At 35.9% G+C, this 19,012-nt stretch carries 18 protein-coding genes; 17 read left to right on the top strand and 1 reads right to left on the bottom strand.

Annotated features, from left to right (window positions below; genetic code table 11):
* Positions 1-94: 94 nt before the first annotated feature.
* Positions 95-1,009: an SDR family oxidoreductase gene (locus EZJ43_RS12680; protein ID WP_133263095.1), complete on the bottom strand. Its 915-nt coding sequence runs from the start codon at positions 1,007-1,009 to the stop codon at positions 95-97.
* Between the two features lie 342 nt (positions 1,010-1,351).
* Between EZJ43_RS12680 and EZJ43_RS12675 the strand changes: the two genes are divergently transcribed.
* From EZJ43_RS12675 to EZJ43_RS12595, 17 genes are all read left to right on the top strand, one after another.
* A complete protein-coding gene (locus EZJ43_RS12675; protein WP_133263094.1) occupies positions 1,352-2,686 on the top strand; it encodes a hypothetical protein in 1,335 nt (444 codons plus the stop codon).
* 3 nt (positions 2,687-2,689) lie between these two features.
* Positions 2,690-3,241 carry a hypothetical protein gene (locus EZJ43_RS12670; RefSeq protein WP_133263093.1) on the top strand — a complete coding sequence of 184 codons (552 nt, stop codon included), beginning with the start codon at positions 2,690-2,692 and terminating at the stop codon, positions 3,239-3,241.
* A 57-nt stretch (positions 3,242-3,298) separates the two neighbouring features.
* Complete coding sequence (locus EZJ43_RS12665; RefSeq protein ID WP_133263092.1) at positions 3,299-3,751, top strand: hypothetical protein; 453 nt, start codon at positions 3,299-3,301, stop codon at positions 3,749-3,751.
* Between the two features lie 275 nt (positions 3,752-4,026).
* Positions 4,027-4,476, top strand: coding sequence for a hypothetical protein (locus EZJ43_RS12660; protein WP_133263091.1), 450 nt, complete (start codon positions 4,027-4,029; stop codon positions 4,474-4,476).
* A 168-nt stretch (positions 4,477-4,644) separates the two neighbouring features.
* On the top strand, positions 4,645-5,157 hold the full coding sequence (locus EZJ43_RS12655) for a hypothetical protein (protein ID WP_133263090.1): 513 nt from the start codon (positions 4,645-4,647) through the stop codon (positions 5,155-5,157).
* Between the two features lie 199 nt (positions 5,158-5,356).
* Complete coding sequence (atpD, locus tag EZJ43_RS12650; RefSeq protein ID WP_133263089.1) at positions 5,357-6,859, top strand: F0F1 ATP synthase subunit beta; 1,503 nt, start codon at positions 5,357-5,359, stop codon at positions 6,857-6,859.
* 80 nt (positions 6,860-6,939) lie between these two features.
* Positions 6,940-7,185 carry an ATP synthase F1 subunit epsilon gene (atpC, locus tag EZJ43_RS12645; RefSeq protein WP_133263088.1) on the top strand — a complete coding sequence of 82 codons (246 nt, stop codon included), beginning with the start codon at positions 6,940-6,942 and terminating at the stop codon, positions 7,183-7,185.
* Positions 7,186-8,230: 1,045 nt separating this feature from the next.
* The gene (gene ilvE, locus EZJ43_RS12640; RefSeq protein WP_133263087.1) at positions 8,231-9,121 is read left to right on the top strand and encodes a branched-chain-amino-acid transaminase; all 891 of its coding nucleotides are present in this window, start codon (positions 8,231-8,233) and stop codon (positions 9,119-9,121) included.
* Positions 9,122-9,213: 92 nt separating this feature from the next.
* On the top strand, positions 9,214-10,896 hold the full coding sequence (gene ilvD / locus EZJ43_RS12635; protein WP_133263086.1) for a dihydroxy-acid dehydratase: 1,683 nt from the start codon (positions 9,214-9,216) through the stop codon (positions 10,894-10,896).
* Between the two features lie 60 nt (positions 10,897-10,956).
* Positions 10,957-11,526 carry an ORF6N domain-containing protein gene (locus EZJ43_RS12630; RefSeq protein WP_133263085.1) on the top strand — a complete coding sequence of 190 codons (570 nt, stop codon included), beginning with the start codon at positions 10,957-10,959 and terminating at the stop codon, positions 11,524-11,526.
* Between the two features lie 83 nt (positions 11,527-11,609).
* Entirely contained in the window at positions 11,610-13,367 is a 1,758-nt protein-coding gene (ilvB, locus tag EZJ43_RS12625) for a biosynthetic-type acetolactate synthase large subunit (RefSeq protein ID WP_133263084.1), read from the top strand.
* A gap of 86 nt (positions 13,368-13,453) precedes the next feature.
* Positions 13,454-14,092 (top strand): acetolactate synthase small subunit, encoded by a 639-nt coding sequence (gene ilvN, locus EZJ43_RS12620; RefSeq protein WP_133263083.1) that lies wholly within the window; start codon positions 13,454-13,456, stop codon positions 14,090-14,092.
* Positions 14,093-14,142: 50 nt separating this feature from the next.
* A complete protein-coding gene (locus EZJ43_RS12615) occupies positions 14,143-14,604 on the top strand; it encodes a DinB family protein (protein WP_243718087.1) in 462 nt (153 codons plus the stop codon).
* A gap of 222 nt (positions 14,605-14,826) precedes the next feature.
* Complete coding sequence (gene ilvC, locus EZJ43_RS12610) at positions 14,827-16,308, top strand: ketol-acid reductoisomerase (protein WP_133263081.1); 1,482 nt, start codon at positions 14,827-14,829, stop codon at positions 16,306-16,308.
* A 115-nt stretch (positions 16,309-16,423) separates the two neighbouring features.
* Positions 16,424-17,830, top strand: a complete 1,407-nt coding sequence (gene leuC / locus EZJ43_RS12605) for a 3-isopropylmalate dehydratase large subunit (protein ID WP_133263244.1) — start codon at positions 16,424-16,426, stop codon at positions 17,828-17,830.
* A gap of 29 nt (positions 17,831-17,859) precedes the next feature.
* Positions 17,860-18,153, top strand: a complete 294-nt coding sequence (locus EZJ43_RS12600; protein ID WP_133263080.1) for an antibiotic biosynthesis monooxygenase family protein — start codon at positions 17,860-17,862, stop codon at positions 18,151-18,153.
* Between the two features lie 80 nt (positions 18,154-18,233).
* Complete coding sequence (locus EZJ43_RS12595; protein WP_133263079.1) at positions 18,234-18,995, top strand: class I SAM-dependent methyltransferase; 762 nt, start codon at positions 18,234-18,236, stop codon at positions 18,993-18,995.
* The last annotated feature ends 17 nt before the right edge of the window (positions 18,996-19,012 follow it).

The raw sequence follows: 19,012 nt of genomic DNA, 5'->3' as shown, positions 1-19,012 counted from the left end.
TTAAGTCGCCGTTTGTATATTAGCAATGACACATCTATGCCTTAACAAGGCAACGGAATCAAAATCTTTATGAATCCAATTTTGATACTTGATACTAAATACTCGATACTTTCTTCATCTGTCTATCCAAAACCGCCAAACCCTCTTCAAAACTGTGGGGCTTATAATCCAGATCTTTTATCGCTTTAGCCAGTACAAAACCAGTTTTAATTGGTCTTTTAGCACTTTGATTTAAAGTGGCTGAATTTATTTCAGTAATAAATGATTGATTTAATGACCAATAATCGGCAACTTTTCGCACAATTTCTGCAATACTCATGTAATTTTTACCAGAGATGTGATAAATACCGCTAGCATTTTTCTCAACAGCTAATATACATGCTTCCGCTAAATCTTCGGCAAGTGTTGGCATTCGGTATTGGTCGTTTACCACATTTACAGGCAATCCTTTTTCTAAAGCTCCTTTTGCCCACAACACAATATTGCTTCTACTCATATCGCTCGTTATACCGTAAACTAAAATCGTTCTAAATATCGCCCATTTCGCGTGAGATGATTTTACTGCCATTTCGGCAAGCAACTTCGTTTCTCCATAATAACTTAATGGGTTAGCCTCATCGTCTTCTCTGTAAGGTCCGTTTTCGCCATCAAATATAAAATCGGTACTTAAATGTATAAAATGTATGTTTTTTTCTGCGCAAAGCGATACTAAATTTTCAGTTGCAGTTACATTTAATGTATAGCAAAGTTCTTTATTCGCTTCGCTCGTATCTACATTTGTCATTGCAGCCGTGTGGATAATCGCATCAGGATTGTATCTTTCAATTACACTCCTCACCTGCTCAAAATCCAAAATATCCATTTCAGCATATTTGTAACCTCCCGTAGATTTATAACGATTAATACCTTTAGCAGTTGCAACGAGGCTAACCCTACCCTCTGCTAATACTTTTTCTGTTATTTTTTGCCCTAAAAGGCCGTTGCTACCCGTTACTAAAATGGTTTTCATAAGGTGATATTGAAAGTGGTACTCGCAAAGATTAAAAAGTTAATTAAACTTTTAGAATAAAATCGCGTTTCGTGTAATAAGTTGAGCCGTTAGTGTAAGTTTTTAACACCTTAAAAGGTACTATAAAAATATAATAACTTAATTATCAAATATTTATATTGCCATAATGGTTTAATAATTTTCTTAAGGCAATGTTCCGCCGAAATAAATTTAGAGATACAAATATTTGTAATATATTTGTTGCAATTCTACTCAAGAAATCTCAAAAAAAATCTAAATTAATTTAAGTATGAAAAACAAACAAACCAAGCGAAATTATTTTCATTAATCCTAATTTTTTCGTTGCTAATTTCTAGCGGTTGCAGAAAAGATAGAGAAATCGTAGTTAGCGAGAAAGCCATATCTTTTAGTACAAAACGAGATGCGAAAATTTATTTAAATAAAAAATTAAATGAATACGGCAAAATACTCGCAAAATTAGCGCAAAATCCCGAAATGAGAAAATTAGTTGATAGCAGGGTTGCTGAAAAATTTGATGGAGATTATAATGTTTTATTGAAGGATTTGATAAAACCAATCGGTTCGACAACAGTTTCTTTAAAATCAAGCTTACAAATGAGTACAACGCCTATTAATACAGGAGGCCCTGCTCAACAATTAAACTTACAAGCTTTACAAACCGCACTTACTCAACCTCTAGAAATTAATGGGCAAACTTTTTATCCTCAAATATATATTCCATTTTTTGAAGAGCAACAATCAGTACCTATCGAACCCATAGACGTCGTTGAACCAGGCACACCAATATTTGATCCATGTTTAAAGGTAATTCCAAAAGCTTTAGAACGCGCTTTTGTAAACCCAGTTATTGTACGCTATGACGGAGAGGAAATAGCTGGACAAGAGACATTTTTAGGTTTCACGAATGATCAAAATGGTGTATTAATTGAAAATATACCTGTTGATGAATGTTTTGCAAAACGACATAGGGTTTGGGCAATAACTTTGAACGAAAGAAGCGGACTGTCTAGAGGGCCTAAAAATACTAGTGCAGATACACCAGAGCCAAGCATTCATAACATAGGTCAAGTTGCGTTTATAAAAAACATGAAAGTTAAAGCTAATAAAGAATCTTGGATAAAAGGCGGAAATGAACTACAGATGACGTGGTCTATGAGTTGGAAGGATGGCATTAATCCATCTACAAATACCTATGCTGTACATCCATTTGAGCTGAAGTTTTGGATAGGCTATAATATCAAATATATTTCAACCATTTCATTAGGGGATTTTACTAAAAGGGATGTGAAAAAAGGTCGAGTAAAAAATCTCAATATAGATTATGCTGTTTTCGGAAATCCTACCAGTTTTGTAGCAGCTGGGAGTGAGTGGAATACGATGAAAAATTGGTATAATAAAATGGGCACATACATATATTATGTTGTTTATGAAAATGATACATGGGCTGATATTGACGTGGATATCCCAATACCTTTTCCAAAAAGCGGATTTCCTAATACAGTAAAAGTAATTGCACTTACTAATAACTCTCCTTACATCTCGGGTGCAATTAAAATTGTGCCCGTTGGATTCATTTCTCCCCAAAATAATGACATGACTAGTCGAACAGTTGTCAATGATGATGAAATAGAATTTTATGCCACTCATAAACCTTAAAAAATGAAAATTATCTATATTTTATTACTTTTATCTTGGCCAACTGTTGTTTTAAGTCAAAATTTAATTAGAAAAAACACCATCAATGTAGAACTTGGCGGTAATGCAGTCTTTTACTCTATTAATTATGAAAGGCTGATCAAACTCTCTGCTAACGTTAAATTATCACCACGTGTTGGGGTCATGTATTTACCATTAAGCCATATTAAAAGCAATCGCGATTATGGTAACATCAATATCCCAATTGAATTAAACGGATTCTGGGCAAGAAATTCAGAAAGTAAAAATTTTCCTGAAATCGGTTTAGGTTTGACATTTATAAGTTTAAAAGATGGTTATACTTTAAACAATGCCGGAGTAGAGCAAAGTAATTACAAAATGGGCAGAGTGGCATTAGTAAGAGCAGGCTATCGCCATCAAAAACCAGAAGGAGGTTTGATGTATAGAGCAGGTGTTTTAGTTAGGTTAACCCAAGATGACTTTTCTAGAAGTCGCGTGGGAGACGATTTATTCTATAAAATTTGGCCAGGCTTCAGCATAGGTTATACTTTTTAATGCTTATAAGGACAGTCCCTTTCAACGGTTCGTCTTTATTTTAATTTCAAAAACAAAATGAAAACAGCACAGAACAATACTTGGATGCGCTTTTTAACGCTTGGGGTTTTTAGTTTATTATTATTTAGTTTTTCTTGCAAAAAGAGTGGTTCGCCAAAAGTTGGCGAATTTCATTTCGTTAATAACACCAATTATTTAATAAATTATAAAAGTGGACTAGAAATGTATAACTTAAAACCTAATTCTAGTATTATAATTGTTAAAGGTGATGATGTGAAAGGTAATGATATTGATAACTATAACGTGCCCTTTGTATTCGAAGATGTCGCTTTGGAACCATTTACGATTAAGTTTGATGGTGCAAAATGTATGAATGTAACACGCACATCAGATCATAGCGTTCTAAACATCGCCAGTTATGTTAATGAAGGACAAATAGGAGAACGAAAAGTAAAGTTTACCTATACTTTTACCGAGGCTGATTATAACCGTGAAGTAATTTGCCAGTAAAATAACTAGCTTGTCAAAAGTAAAATTTTGGCAAGCTTTTGTAATTATTAAAGATAACCCAACAGCAACAAGAAACCGATACTATGGTTTCCCAACTGACGATGTTGGATATTATGACATTGTCTATATCCAAATGCATTAATTGGAGCAAGAAGTTTTATTGACTGGAAAAATAACATTTATAACCAAAGTACAAATTCAACGAGAAGTAGTCTTAGCGTATTATTTGATTATTGGCAAGTTCATTAAACATAGTTATTAAAAACAGATATATTATGAAAAAAATTCAAAGTCAAATTTTAATATTAGTTTTAATATCAATAATCACTGCGGGTTGCGGTAAAAAAATTACAGAATATTCAAAACAAGCTGAATATGTTTTTATAAATAAAACGGCCTATAGCATTACCTACATTAAAAATTCTGAAACGTATAATGTTGGCCCGAGTGCGACGATGACCGTAAAAATTACCACCGATGGGTCCGAAAATGTCCAAGCGAGCGAATATATGTCGCCTTTCGGCGATAATGAAGCATACAAGAATAGTGGAATTAAGTTTATTGTGAAGTTCGACGGAAATAGATGCTGGGAGCCACCATTTGAAGGAAGTCACAGCCCGTTGGATATAAAAAGCTATTCAAATGAAAGGATAGCGACCAACAATTACAAATTTACCTACACTTTTACCGACGATGATTACAACCGCGCTGTAAATTGTCCGTAAAATAATTAGCTTGTCAAAAGTAAAATTTTGGCAAGCTTTTGTAATTATTAAAGATAACCCAACAGCAACAAGAAACCGCTATTATGGTTTTGCTGTGAGAGTTAGGTTACTAATTTAATTAGGATTAAATTAAATTTATACTGCAAGAAATTTTAAACAAATAATATCATGAAACCCATTTTAATTACACTCTTAATTTTTTTCAGTTTCCGATCTATTGCGCAACAACAGCCAAATACCGATTTAAGCAAAAACAGCATCTATGCAGAGCTTCTGGGTAACGGTGGTATTTATTCTATTAATTACGACAGATTATTTCAAGTATCAAAAGGAATAAAAGTGGCACCACGAATTGGTTTTGCAACATATCAAAATGTGATAATTGTTCCGTTAGAAGCAAACATACTTTTGAGTGAAAGTACTACATCTAAAAACTTTTTCGAAACTGGGCTCGGAGTAACCCTTATAAAACCTTTAGTAGGCGCATCAGTTAGCACACTCACCGTTAATGGCTATCAGTACGTTAGCAATAATGAGGTTGTAAACACTCCATTTATAATAAGAGCAGGCTTTAGGCATCAAAAGCCTACAGGCGGTTTTATGTACAGAACGGGTTTTCTTTTATTTACCGGAAAGGAAACATTACTAACAATAGGAATTGGCTTGGGCTACACTTTTTAGTAAAAAATAATTTTTAACACCTTAAAAGCCATAAACTTTTAAGGTGTTTTGTGTTTAAAACAGCCTCAAACTAACCAGTTAAAAAAATTTACAATATATATTTAAAATTCAGCAAGAAAAACTTAACTTTGCCAACCGAATTATAGCCCTTATAAACTGCTTTAATTCATTGACTGTAATAAATTTACTCACAACAGATATGCCTAACTTAGGAAAAATAGCACAAATTATCGGCCCAGTGGTTGACGTTAGCTTTGCTGATGATGCCCATCTACCTAAAATTTTCGACGCGTTAGAGATAACAAAAGAAAATGGACAAAAAATTGTTTTAGAAGTTCAACAGCATTTAGGCGAAGATCGCGTACGTGCAATCTCGATGGATTCTACTGACGGTTTGGTGCGCGGAATGGCTGTACTTGATACAGGTTCAGCAATAAAAATGCCAATTGGCGATCAAATTAAAGGCCGTTTATTTAACGTAGTTGGTGAAGCAATTGATGGTATCACCCCTGTTGATAAAACTGGCGGTCGCCCTATTCATGCAACCCCTCCAAGGTTTGAAGATTTATCAACCGAAACTGAAGTACTTTTTACAGGTATTAAAGTAATCGATTTATTAGAGCCTTATGCAAAAGGTGGTAAAATTGGATTATTTGGTGGTGCTGGTGTTGGTAAAACAGTATTAATTATGGAGTTGGTTAACAACATCGCGAAAGCTTATGCAGGTTTATCTGTGTTTGCAGGTGTTGGTGAGCGTACTCGTGAAGGAAACGATTTACTTCGTGAATTTATCGAATCAGGCGTAATTAACTATGGCGACGAATTCTTACACTCAATGGAAAAAGGTGGATGGGATTTGAAAGCCGTTGATACTGAAAAATTAAAAGAATCTAAGGCAACATTGGTATTCGGTCAAATGAACGAACCTCCTGGTGCTCGTGCTCGTGTAGCCTTATCAGGACTTACAGTTGCAGAATATTTCCGTGATGGTGATGGCGAAGGCGCTGGAAAAGACATCCTTTTCTTCGTTGATAACATCTTCCGTTTTACTCAAGCAGGTTCTGAAGTATCGGCTTTATTAGGTCGTATGCCATCAGCAGTAGGTTACCAACCAACATTGGCAACCGAAATGGGTTTAATGCAAGAGCGTATTACTTCAACAAAACGCGGTTCAATTACATCTGTACAAGCTGTATATGTTCCTGCAGATGATTTAACTGACCCTGCACCGGCAACAACATTTGCCCACTTAGATGCAACAACAGTACTTTCTCGTAAAATTGCTGAATTAGGAATTTATCCTGCGGTAGATCCTTTGGATTCTACTTCACGTATCCTTTCTCCTGCTGTTCTAGGCGATGAACATTATAATACTGCACAACGTGTTAAAGAAACTTTACAACGCTATAAAGAATTACAAGATATTATCGCAATCTTGGGTATGGACGAATTATCTGAAGAGGATAAGTTAGTTGTATCTAGAGCACGCCGTGTGCAACGTTTCTTATCTCAACCTTTCCACGTAGCTGAACAATTTACAGGTTTAAAAGGTGTGTTGGTTGATATTAAAGATACCATCAAAGGTTTCAACATGATTATGGATGGCGAAGTGGATGAATATCCAGAAGCTGCCTTTAACTTAGTTGGAAATATTGACGAAGCGATTGAAAAAGGTAAAAAATTATTAGCAGACGCAAACTAAGTAGTGAGACATTAGATGTGAGATGTGAGACGAGATGTATATCTCATATCTCAAATCTCACATCTCAAATCTAAAAAACAATGAACTTAGAAATATTAACTCCAGATAAAAAAGTTTTCGAAGGCGAAGTAATATCCGTTACCGTTCCTGGTACGCTAGGTTCTTTTCAAATTTTAAAAGATCATGCACCTATAATTTCAACTTTAGCAGATGGTGAAGTGATTATAAAAGGCAATAAAACTGATGAAGAACGTTTTTTTATTAAAGGCGGTGTTGTAGAAGCGCTAGAAAATAAAATTGTTGTATTGGCAGAAGGTATCGCTTAAAAATTATTTAAAAACATTTAAAAAGCCTTTTCGATTAAGTTCGGAAAGGCTTTTTTATGCGCCATAAGTCATCCGATGAATAACAGCAATTAACTATATTATACGGATGACTAAATTTTATTTGGAAAGCAAAACCTGCATTTCAACCGAGAACCTCCTCCCTATTTCCGCTAAATCTTTTACCACCAATCCCCGAAAAGGGGAATGTGATCAAAGGATATCGCTACTTTCGATAGCTATTGGGAAGGGTTTAAAAATTTTGGTTCTTGCTACTATTTAAGTTTCACTTCTCACTTGCGCTATAAATCATGCTGTAAAAATTTTGTTTATTGCACAAGTTGAAGTTAGCTAGCCCTGACAGTAGCGAGCACGCAGTAAAGCGAATGGCAGGACTAACATAATTTTTTTGCAGAAATTTGCGCTTCAAGAAAAAACCAAAAATATTATTGAATTTAAACAGCATAAAAATACTGTTGGCTCTAAAATGGCTGCTTGTTCTAGTTTTATGCTTTCTTATCAACACTTGGTATAAAATGGGATAAAGCATTATCTAAGGCAAGCCAATAATTTGTTAAAATTTTAGAACTTTTACAACAAATTTCCACTTTTAAGAAGAAAAACACTAAATATACAATGCAAGCATAATAAATATACCATATACCGTTTTGATATTCGGTCTATACTCAACCGTATTAAATTACTAATTCGAATAAGGTAAAGAATAATATATCGGTATTAATTATATATGCAAAATATTATTCTTATTTAACTTTTTTTCAAATTCTCTTGCATATTAATAAAGCAAAAACTAAATTGGATTATTATTAGAAGACAAAAATAATGGTTCCATTAAATCAAACACTTACTCATAATTCAACCAATTTAACAACGATTAACGTAGTGTTATTTCCTGTCATTTTAATTAACCTACTGCTTCTAAACATTTTATGGGGCAAAAAGCGGACGCAGTTTAAATAAAAAAAAACTAAATATACTTAAAGCGTCCCGATACAAACGGGACGCTTTTTTTAAATACAAGCAAGTGATGAAGTACTACAATGCTAACACCATAATTTATCTTGATGGGCGATTTGAGAAAGCTGCAGACAGCAGTACAGATCTTTACGGCCAATCGCTACACTATGGTTATGCTGCGTTTGAAGGAATTAGAGCTTATAAAACACACAATGGCAACCGTATTTTTAAGGCCGCTGCTCATTTCGATCGGTTAGAACATTCTTGTAAATTAGCAAATATTCCTTTCCCTTGGGATAAGCAAGAATTGATTAGAGAAACATATAAATTACTTACACTAAATAAGCTTAAAGATGCTTACATCCGTCCTTTAGTTTTTTGCCATCCCAACATGAAATTGAATCAACCTGTTGGCGTTTCAATTTTTATTTGTGCTTGGGATTGGGATGCATATTCGGGAAATAAGTTGTTAAACTTAACCATTTCTGATTACGAAAGACCAAATCCAAAATCGACACCGATGGAAGCAAAGTTGAGCGGAAATTACGTAAACTCGATTTTAGCAACAACTGCAGCGAACATTAAAGGTTATGATGAAGCCTTACTTTTAGATATGAATGGTTTTGTAGCCGAGGCTTCGGGTGCAAATATATTTATTGAAAAAGATGGTAAATTATATACACCATCTTTAGGAAATATTTTACCCGGCATTACAAGAGCAACGGTAAAAGAACTTTGTACGGTGTTAGATATAGAATGTATTGAGAAAAAATTAACCGTTGATGAGCTAAAAAATGCAGACAGTGCCTTTTTATGCGGAACAGCCACCGAAGTTGCTGGAATTGCATCTATTGATGAAGTGGTTTATCGCACAATGTGGCGAGAATCGATCGGTTACACCATACAACGAGCTTATAAAAACCTTGTACTGGAAAAAGTAAATTATGAAGTAATAATATAGTATCAAGCAGTAAGTATCAGGCTCAGCCTCAACCTTAACCTCATTCTCAGCCTCAACCTTAATCTTATCCTCAACCTCAACCTTAATTAAAAATGAGCGAAATAAATAAATACAGTAAAACATTTACACAAGACCCAACACAACCTGCAGCACAAGCCATGCTTTACGGAATCGGATTAACCGATGCCGATATGAGCAAAGCGCAAGTTGGCATTGCAAGTATGGGTTATGATGGCAACACTTGTAATATGCACCTTAACGATCTTGCAAAAGACGTTAAAGCTGGCGTTTGGAAAAATGATTTAGTAGGTTTAGTTTTTAATACTATTGGCGTAAGTGATGGAATGGCGAATGGTACCGACGGTATGCGTTATTCTTTAGTAAGTAGAGATGTTATTGCCGATAGTATCGAAACCATTTGTGGTGGCCAATACTATGATGGAATTGTAGCTATTCCGGGTTGTGATAAAAATATGCCGGGCGCTATTATGGCAATGGCTAGGTTAAATCGCCCTTCATTAATGGTTTATGGTGGTACAATTGCACCAGGCCATTACAAAGATGAAGAACTAAATATCGTTTCTGCATTTGAAGCTTTAGGACAAAAAATTTGCGGTAATTTATCAGAAGAAGATTATCAAGGCATTATCAAACATACTTGCCCAGGTGCAGGTGCATGCGGTGGCATGTACACGGCAAATACAATGGCATCGGCAATTGAAGCTTTAGGTATGAGTTTGCCTTACTCTTCATCAAACCCGGCAATTAGTTTGGAGAAAAAACAGGAATGTTTAGATGCAGGTAAATACATTAAAATTTTATTAGAAAAAGATATCAAACCATCTGATGTAATGACTAGGAAAGCATTTGAAAATGCAATTCGTTCTATTATTATTTTAGGTGGAAGTACAAATGCGGTTTTGCATTTTATTGCGATGGGAAAAGCGATTGGTGTAGAAATTACGCAAGACGATTTCCAAAAAATGAGTGATATAACACCTGTTTTAGCAGATTTTAAACCAAGTGGAAAATACTTGATGCAAGATTTGCACCAATATGGCGGTATTCCTGCTGTGTTAAAATATATGTTAGATGAAGGTTTATTGCACGGCGACTGCTTAACGGTAACGGGAAAAACCATGGCAGAAAACTTGGCTGATGTGAAATCAATCATCGATTATGATCAAAAAATCATTCATAAACTTACCGACCCTATTAAAGCTACAGGACATTTACAAATACTTTACGGAAATTTAGCCGAAAAAGGATCTGTTGCGAAAATTAGTGGTAAAGAAGGTGAGAAATTTGAAGGTCCTGCCCGTGTATTTGATGGAGAGAAAGATTTAGTTGTAGGAATTTCTTCTGGAAGAATTAAGCATGGCGATGTGGTAGTGATTAAAAATGAAGGACCTATTGGCGCACCAGGAATGCCAGAAATGCTGAAGCCTACATCTTTAATTATTGGTGCTGGTTTAGGTAAATCGATAGCGCTAATTACTGATGGTCGTTTCTCGGGTGGCACACATGGTTTTGTTGTTGGCCACATTACGCCAGAAGCTTACAAAGGTGGTTTAATAGGTTTGGTAGAAGACGATGATCCAATTTTAATAGATGCCGTTAATAATGTAATCACGTTGCAAGTTAGCGAGGAAGTTATCGCCGAACGACGTAAAAAATATATTCAGCCAGAATTAAAAGTTACTAAAGGAGTTTTATATAAATATGCAAAAACAGTATCAGATGCAGCAAATGGTTGTGTAACTGATGAATATTAACCTGTAAAGAGGAATCAAGTCATCCCTTGGACTATAAACTAACGTTAAAACAAATTCGATATGCAAATTATACAAAGCGTTGAAAGTAAAATTTATACAATAAGGGGCGAAAGAGTAATGCTTGATTTTGATTTAGCTCAACTCTATGAGGTAGAGACTAAAGTGTTAAATCAGGCAGTAAAAAGAAATATTAAACGTTTTCCAGATGATTTTATGTTTAGGCTTTCTCTTGCTGAGTGGGAAAGTATGCGGTCACAAATTGTGACCGCATACGAGGAAATTGGCTCTTCATCACAAATTGTAATGATTAGCCAAAGCAAAAGGAATACGCTAATAACGCCATTTGCCTTTACCGAACAAGGCGTAGCAATGCTAAGTGGCATTTTAAAAAGTGATAAAGCGGTTAACATGAACATCGCAATTATGAGGGCTTTCGTCGCAGTTAGAAGAATTTTTCTTCAACCACACGATGATAATGAACGCTTAAAGGAAATAAAAGAGCGAATTGAAGAGCATGATATTCAATTAAATCAATTATACGATGCAATGGATAATTTGCTAGATGAAAAAATCGCTCAAAAAAAGTGGGAAACCAGAGAGAAAATAGGATTTAAAATTGGTAAAAAATAAGTGGTTAATCTTTACAAAGACAACCAGTATAATTAAAAGTAAAACGTCAAAAATTCGACAAAACGAATATAGAATTAGAGATTATGGAAACGGCACAAGACACAGTACAAAAAACTGAAACTAAATCCAGTTCCCTTCAGGGGGTTGGAGCTTTTAAAGGAACAGGCTCGCAGGTTCTTTTAAATGGACTAATTGAAGAGGGCGTCACGACAATTTTCGGTTATCCAGGTGGTGCAATTATGCCTATTTACGATGCCCTTTACGATTATGCAGACAAGCTCGAGCACATTTTGGTTCGCCATGAGCAAGGTGGAATTCATGCTGCGCAAGGCTTTGCAAGATCGAGCGGTAAAGTGGGTGTGTGCTTTGCAACAAGTGGACCTGGTGCTACAAATTTAGTTACTGGCTTGGCCGATGCGCAAATTGACAGCACGCCTTTGGTTTGTATAACTGGCCAAGTGTTCGCTCATTTGTTAGGTACTGATGCTTTTCAAGAGACAGACGTAATTAATATTACCACGCCGGTTACGAAGTGGAATTATCAAATAACCGATGCAAAAGAGATACAAGAAGTTTTAGCTAAGGCTTTTCATATTGCTCAAAGTGGCAGACCAGGACCAGTTTTAATCGACATTACTAAAAATGCACAGATACAAATTGAAGAATTTCCTGAGTATGTAAAGTGCAATCATATCCGCTCTTACCGCCCAAAACCAAAAGTTAGGGTGGAGTATATAGAACAGGCAGCAAAGCTGATTAATGAAGCGAAAAAACCATTCGTTTTATTTGGACAAGGCGTTATTTTGGGAACTGCCGAACAAGAATTTAAGGCTTTTATTGATAAAAGTGGCATTCCGGCTGCGTGGACAATTATGGGCGAAAGTTCTTTACCAACATCGCACCCTTTAAATGTAGGCATGTTAGGTATGCATGGCAATTACGGCCCCAACGTATTAACTAATGAATGTGATGTTTTAATTGCAATCGGTATGCGTTTTGATGACCGTGTAACTGGCCGTTTAGATAAGTACGCAAAACAAGCTAAAGTAATCCATTTAGATATCGACCCTGCCGAAATTGACAAAAATGTAAAAGCAGATGTTGGCGTTTGGGGCGATTGTAAAGAAACTTTACCCCTGTTAACCAACTTGGTTGATGCTAAAAAACATGAGGATTGGGTAGCTAAATTTAAAGAATACAATCAACAGGAAATTGACCAAGTAATTACACCAGAGCTTTACCCAACTACTGATGAAATGACCATGGGCGAAGTGTTGCGTAATATAAACGAAATATGCGATGGTGAAGCTATAATTGTAACAGATGTTGGTCAGCACCAAATGGTAGCTTGCCGATATGCAAAATTTAACAACACACGTAGCAACATTACTTCTGGCGGATTAGGAACAATGGGTTTTGGTTTGCCCGCAGCAATAGGCGCTAAATACGGCGCACCAAACAAAACCGTTATTGCCATTATTGGCGATGGTGGTTTTCAAATGACCCCTCAAGAATTGGGAACAATTATGCAATTTGGTGCAGAGGTTAAAATTTTGATTTTGAATAACCGCTTTTTAGGAATGGTAAGACAGTGGCAACAGTTATTTAACGATAAACGATATTCTTTCGTTAACATTACCAGTCCTGATTTTGTAGCATTAGCTAAATCATATTACATAGAAGCAAGTAAGGTTGATGACCGCGCAAACTTGAAAACGGCTTTAGAAACGATGATTAATCATAAAGGATCTTATCTTTTGGAGGTAATGGTTGGTAGAGAAAACAATGTTTTCCCAATGGTGCCACAAGGTATGAGTGTAAGTGAAATAAGATTAAAATAAACGCCAAACCCCTAAAGGGGCCTTGGAATTAATTAAAATATAAAACTATCAACTCCTCCCCTTTGGGGAGGTTGGGAGGGGCAAAAATGAGTACTGAAAACACAATACAGCATACAACAAATAAAGTTGATTTTGACGGTAAGCAAGAATTTACAATAACTGTTTATGCTGAAAATCGTATCGGTTTATTAAATAGGATTGCGATTATCTTCTCGAAAAGAAAGATTAATATAGAAAGCATCAATAGCTCTGCTTCAGAAATTGACGGTATTCACCGTTTCAATATAGTAATTGAAGAGGGATATGAAGTGGTAAGAAAACTTGCACGTCAAATTGAAAAGCAAATTGAGGTTTTGAAAGTTTATTTCAACACTAATGATGAGATCGTTTGGCAAGAATTGGCACTTTACAAAGTTTCGACTGATGAAATTGCAGAGAAAGTAACGGTAGAAAGACTGCTTAGGCAATTTGGTGCTAGTGCGGTAGCAATTCGTAAAGATTACACGGTGTTCGCAGTTGCGGGCCACAGAGAAGAAACGGATGCGCTAGTTAAGGCTTTAGAACCCTATGAGCTAATCGAATTTGTACGCTCTGCACGCGTAGCTATTATTAAGGATAGCGCTGGCTTTCATGAAAAATTAAAAGAATTTGAAGCGGAAGAACCTGGAGAAGAGTTGATAGAAAACGAATTCTTAGAAAAAGGCGAGAAAATTTTTACAATGTAATTAAGCGGAAAGTTGAAAGCTTAAAGCGAAAAAAATTAGAACAATACATAATGAAACAAGCATTTGAATTTATAATTAATTCCAGAAAAGCATTTATCAAATTAATTGATGGATTAACTATTGAGCAATTGAATAAAATTCCAGAAGATTATAACAACAACATTATTTGGAATTTCGGGCACATTGTAGTAACGACTCAAGCGCTTTGTTATATTAGAACTGGACTTTTACAGGATGCTTCTTCAATAGAATTTAATGAATTTTATAAAAAAGATACAAAACCGACATATACAGTAACTGCGGATGAAGTTGAAGAATTGAGAGAGATGGCAATACAAAGTATCAATAAAATAGAGGCAGATTATGCAGCTGGAAAATTTGGAAACGTAACACCATTTTCAACTTCAACTTATGGAGTACAAATGAATACTGTTGATGAAATATTGATTACCACAATCGGCCATGATAATATGCATTTTGGATATGCGATAGCGTTAAGAAAACTAGTTTAAAAGATGAGAATGGTTGAGTTTTAAAATACTGACCTGACTAAAATAAACCCGATTGACGTGGATGCCGATTTTTCATCGGCAGAAACAAAAAGCGGGACTGAAATAGCTGCATAGCACAGAAGCCTGTTTTCCAAAACAAAAAACTAATAAGATAGATAAGCTTAAGGATCAAACCTTAAGATTTGATAAAAAATAACAAATAGAAATTAACCAATAAAAACAATGTCGAATTATTTTAACACGTTACCACTTAGAGAACAATTAAACCAACTTGGAGTTTGCGATTTTATGGACAGCAATGAATTTTTAGATGGCGTTAGCGCACTAAAAGGCAAAAAAATTGTTGTTGTAGGCTGTGGCGCTCAAGGTTTAAATCAGGGTTTAAATTTAAGAGATAGTGGTTTGGATGTAAGCTATACTTTACGCAAGGAAGCTATTGAAGGCAAAAGAGATTCGTGGAAGAACGCAACTGAAAACAATTTTAAAGTTGGCACTTACGAAGAATTAATTCCAACTGCCGATGTAGTGGTTAACCTTACACCAGATAAACAACACACGGCAGTTGTAAATGCAATTATGCCTTTAATGAAAGAAGGTGCAACTTTATTATATTCTCACGGTTTTAATATCGTTGAAGAAGGTATGCAAATTCGTAAAGATTTAACCGTAATTATGGTGGCGCCTAAATGTCCGGGTAGCGAAGTTAGAGCAGAATATGTTCGTGGTTTCGGCGTGCCTACATTAATTGCAGTTCACCCAGTAAACGACCCACAAGGTAAAGGTTTGGCACAAGCAAAAGCATATTGCGTAGGTACAGGTGGTCACCGTGCTGGTGTGTTAAAATCATCTTTTGTTGCCGAAGTAAAATCTGATTTAATGGGCGAGCAAACCATTCTTTGTGGCTTGTTGCAAACGGGTTCTATCCTATCGTTTGATAAAATGGTAGAAAAAGGAATTGATGCAGGTTATGCTTCTAAATTGGTTCAGTATGGTGTTGAAGTAATTACCGAAGCCTTGAAACAAGGTGGTATTACGGCAATGATGGATCGTTTAAGTAATCAAGCAAAAATTAAAGCTTTCGAAATTTCTGAAGAATTGAAAGACATTATGCGTCCGTTATTCCAAAAACACCAAGATGATATTATGAGTGGCGAATTTAGCAGCACCATGATGACTGACTGGGCAAATGGCGATAAAAACTTATTGAAATGGAGAGCCGAAACCGGGGAAACTGCTTTCGAAAAAACACCTGCTGGCGATGTAAAAATTGCAGAGCAAGAATATTTCGATAATTATACTTTAATGGTTGCTTTTGTTCGTGCTGGTGTAGAATTAGCTTTCGAAACGATGGTTCAAGCGGGTATCAAACCAGAATCTGCTTATTACGAATCGTTACACGAAACACCGCTTATCGCAAATACAATCGCCCGCAAAAAATTGTTTGAAATGAACCGAGTAATTTCTGATACCGCGGAGTATGGCTGTTATTTGTTCGATCAAGCTTGTAAACCATTATTGGCTGATTTTATGAAAAAAGTAGATACTGATTTAGTTGGAAAAAACTTTAATACAGGTAAAGATGGCGGTGTTGATAACAGAAAACTGATCGACATTAACGAAGCAATTCGTTCTCATGAAGTGGAGCAAATTGGCGCTACTTTGCGTAAAGCAATGACGGCAATGAAGGCGATAAAAACGGCATAAGATCCCCCAACCCCCAAAGGGGGCTTTTTAACAAAATAGCACATAAATAATATCAAAAATGTTAACACAACCAACTAAGAGCGTTACTACCCCTTCCCCTTTGGGGAAGGATGGGATGGGGAGAACTTTAGTAGAAAAAATTTGGGATGCACACGTTGTAAAGAGCGAAGAAGGATTTCCTGATATTTTATACATCGATACGCACTTAATACATGAAGTAACTTCGCCACAGGCATTTGATGGTTTGCGAAAAAGAGGATTACCAGTTTTCCGTCCGAAGCAAACGGTGGCAACTGCCGATCATAACGTTCCAACTTTAAACCAATTACAACCAATTAAAGAAGAGCTATCTCGCTACCAAGTAGATATGCTAACTAAAAATTGTGCTGAATTTGGAGTTGAGCTTTACGGTTTAGGGCATCCTTTTCAAGGGATTGTACACGTAATAGGTCCGGAATTGGGAATTACCTTGCCGGGACACACCATCGTTTGTGGCGACAGTCACACTTCTACACATGGTGCTTTCGGAGCCATTGCTTTTGGTATCGGAACATCGCAAGTTGAGCAGGTTTTTGCAACTCAATGTTTGTTGTTATCGAAACCTAAAACCATGAAAATTGAGGTGAACGGTGAACTTGGGAAAGGTGTTGGAGCAAAAGACATTATTCTATACATCATTGCTCAAATTTCTGCTGCAGGCGGTACTGGATATTTTATCGAGTATGCTGGTTCGGCCATAGAAGCTTTGAGCATGGAAGCTAGAATGACGATTTGTAATATGAGTATTGAAATGGGTGCGAGAGGTGGCTTAATTGCGCCAGATCAAACAACTTTCGATTATATTAAAGGCAGAGAATTTGCTCCTGCAGGTGCAGAATGGGATAAAGCCCTAGCCTATTGGAAAACGCTTTACACTGATCAAAATGCAAAATTTGATAAAGTTTTAACTTTTGATGCTGCTGACATTGCGCCAATGATTACATACGGTACTAACCCAGGAATGGGAATGGGTATTTTAGAAAATATTCCTGCCACAAATGCGCAACCAGATAAAGAACAGCTTTCTTATCAAAAAGCTCTAAATTATATGGGCTTTGATGATGATGTATCGTTAATTGGTAAACCAGTTGATTATGTATTTATTGGTAGTTGCACAAACTCTCGTATTGAAGATTTACGTGAAGTTGCAGCATTTGTAAAAGGTAAGCACAAAGCGGATAATGTTATCGTATGGATTGTACCAGGATCAAAACAGGTAGAACAACAAGCCATAAACGAAGGTTTAGATAAAATTTTCGAAAATGCAGGTTTCCAATTACGCGAACCGGGTTGTAGCGCTTGTTTAGGCATGAACGAAGATAAAATCCCTGCGGGAAAATATTGCGTTTCTACATCAAATAGAAATTTTGAAGGCCGACAAGGACAAAATTCTAGAACATTATTGGCTAGTCCGTTAACGGCGGCAGCTGCTGCTGTAACTGGAGTAATTACGGATGTGAGGGAATTTTTAGCGGAAAGCTAAAAGACTAAAGCCGAAAGCGAAAACCGCATATGATTTTAGAAGTAGCCATATTAAATATAAAAACAGGTTTATCAGCTGATTTTGAAAAAGCCTTTGGTAAAGCCGAAAACATTATCTCTTCGATGGATGGTTACATTTCTCATCAATTGAAAAAATGTATTGAAGAAACAGATAAATACATATTACTTGTAAACTGGGAAACATTAGAAGCGCATACTGAAGGTTTTAGAGGTTCGTTAGCATACCAAGATTGGAAAAAATTATTGCATCATTTTTATGATCCTTTTCCAACAGTTGAACATTATGTTGAGATTGAAGGATAAACTTTAAAAGAGTAAGATTATGAAAATTAAAACTTTAATAACAACAGTTTTATTCCCCTTTAGGGGGCTAGGGGGTTAATATGCCAGAAATACATTGGGACAGTAACTTATACGATAAACAACATCAATTTGTATCAGATTATGGTGCAGATGTTTTACAATGGCTTGCACCTAAGGCTGGAGAAAATATTTTAGATGTTGGCTGTGGAACAGGTCAATTGGCTTCACAAATTGCAGAAAGTGGCGCTAATGTTTTAGGAACTGATGCTTCGGCAGAAATGGTTGCGACAGCAAATGCCAATTACCCAGATTTGAATTTTGAAGTAATTGACGCCACGAAACTCCCTTATAATGAACAGTTCGACGCAATTTTTAGCAATGCAACGTTCCATTGGATAGAAAACCAAACAGCATTAATTGAAGGGTTGTTTAAAAGTTTAAAACCTGGTGGAAGATTAATTGCTGAGTTTGGCGGAAAAGGAAATGTAAAAAGCATTACAGATGCTATCGCAACTGCAGCCAAGAATTTAAGCCTTGCTGATCGGGTAATCAATAATTTTTGGTTCTTCCCTTCTATTTCAACTTATACTAGCTTATTAGAAAAGCAAGGTTTTGAGGTTGAGCAAGCATGGTTATTTGATAGACCAACAAAATTAGTTGGCGAACAAGGCATGTATATTTGGATAGATCAATTTGCACAACATGCCTTTAAAAACCTTGAAACAGACGAAGCAGAAGCACTGAAAAGTTTAGCTGTAGAAATACTTAAACCAAACTATTTTAAAAATGGAGAGTGGACTGCAGATTATAGAAGATTGAGAATTAAGGCTTGGAAGAAATAACCTCAAACCCCTAAAGG

This window comes from Pedobacter changchengzhani (assembly GCF_004354365.1).
GTDB lineage: Bacteria > Bacteroidota > Bacteroidia > Sphingobacteriales > Sphingobacteriaceae > Pedobacter > Pedobacter changchengzhani.
Note: the sequence above shows the minus strand (reverse complement) of the source record. Positions and strands in the feature narration are given on the sequence as shown.

What these genes read in the sequence shown, in the direction of transcription:
- EZJ43_RS12665 (WP_133263092.1), top strand. Translation starts at nt 3,299, where the DNA reads ATGAAAACAGCACAGAACAATACTTGGATGCGCTTTTTAACGCTTGGG.
- leuC (WP_133263244.1), top strand. Translation starts at nt 16,424, where the DNA reads ATGGGGAGAACTTTAGTAGAAAAAATTTGGGATGCACACGTTGTAAAG.
- EZJ43_RS12615 (WP_243718087.1), top strand. Translation starts at nt 14,143, where the DNA reads ATGAAACAAGCATTTGAATTTATAATTAATTCCAGAAAAGCATTTATC.
- EZJ43_RS12630 (WP_133263085.1), top strand. Translation starts at nt 10,957, where the DNA reads ATGCAAATTATACAAAGCGTTGAAAGTAAAATTTATACAATAAGGGGC.
- atpC (WP_133263088.1), top strand. Translation starts at nt 6,940, where the DNA reads ATGAACTTAGAAATATTAACTCCAGATAAAAAAGTTTTCGAAGGCGAA.
- EZJ43_RS12660 (WP_133263091.1), top strand. Translation starts at nt 4,027, where the DNA reads ATGAAAAAAATTCAAAGTCAAATTTTAATATTAGTTTTAATATCAATA.
- atpD (WP_133263089.1), top strand. Translation starts at nt 5,357, where the DNA reads ATGCCTAACTTAGGAAAAATAGCACAAATTATCGGCCCAGTGGTTGAC.
- EZJ43_RS12600 (WP_133263080.1), top strand. Translation starts at nt 17,860, where the DNA reads ATGATTTTAGAAGTAGCCATATTAAATATAAAAACAGGTTTATCAGCT.
- ilvN (WP_133263083.1), top strand. Translation starts at nt 13,454, where the DNA reads ATGAGTACTGAAAACACAATACAGCATACAACAAATAAAGTTGATTTT.
- ilvC (WP_133263081.1), top strand. Translation starts at nt 14,827, where the DNA reads ATGTCGAATTATTTTAACACGTTACCACTTAGAGAACAATTAAACCAA.
- ilvB (WP_133263084.1), top strand. Translation starts at nt 11,610, where the DNA reads ATGGAAACGGCACAAGACACAGTACAAAAAACTGAAACTAAATCCAGT.
- EZJ43_RS12655 (WP_133263090.1), top strand. Translation starts at nt 4,645, where the DNA reads ATGAAACCCATTTTAATTACACTCTTAATTTTTTTCAGTTTCCGATCT.
- EZJ43_RS12595 (WP_133263079.1), top strand. Translation starts at nt 18,234, where the DNA reads ATGCCAGAAATACATTGGGACAGTAACTTATACGATAAACAACATCAA.
- EZJ43_RS12670 (WP_133263093.1), top strand. Translation starts at nt 2,690, where the DNA reads ATGAAAATTATCTATATTTTATTACTTTTATCTTGGCCAACTGTTGTT.
- ilvD (WP_133263086.1), top strand. Translation starts at nt 9,214, where the DNA reads ATGAGCGAAATAAATAAATACAGTAAAACATTTACACAAGACCCAACA.
- EZJ43_RS12680 (WP_133263095.1), bottom strand. Translation starts at nt 1,009, where the DNA reads ATGAAAACCATTTTAGTAACGGGTAGCAACGGCCTTTTAGGGCAAAAA.
- ilvE (WP_133263087.1), top strand. Translation starts at nt 8,231, where the DNA reads ATGAAGTACTACAATGCTAACACCATAATTTATCTTGATGGGCGATTT.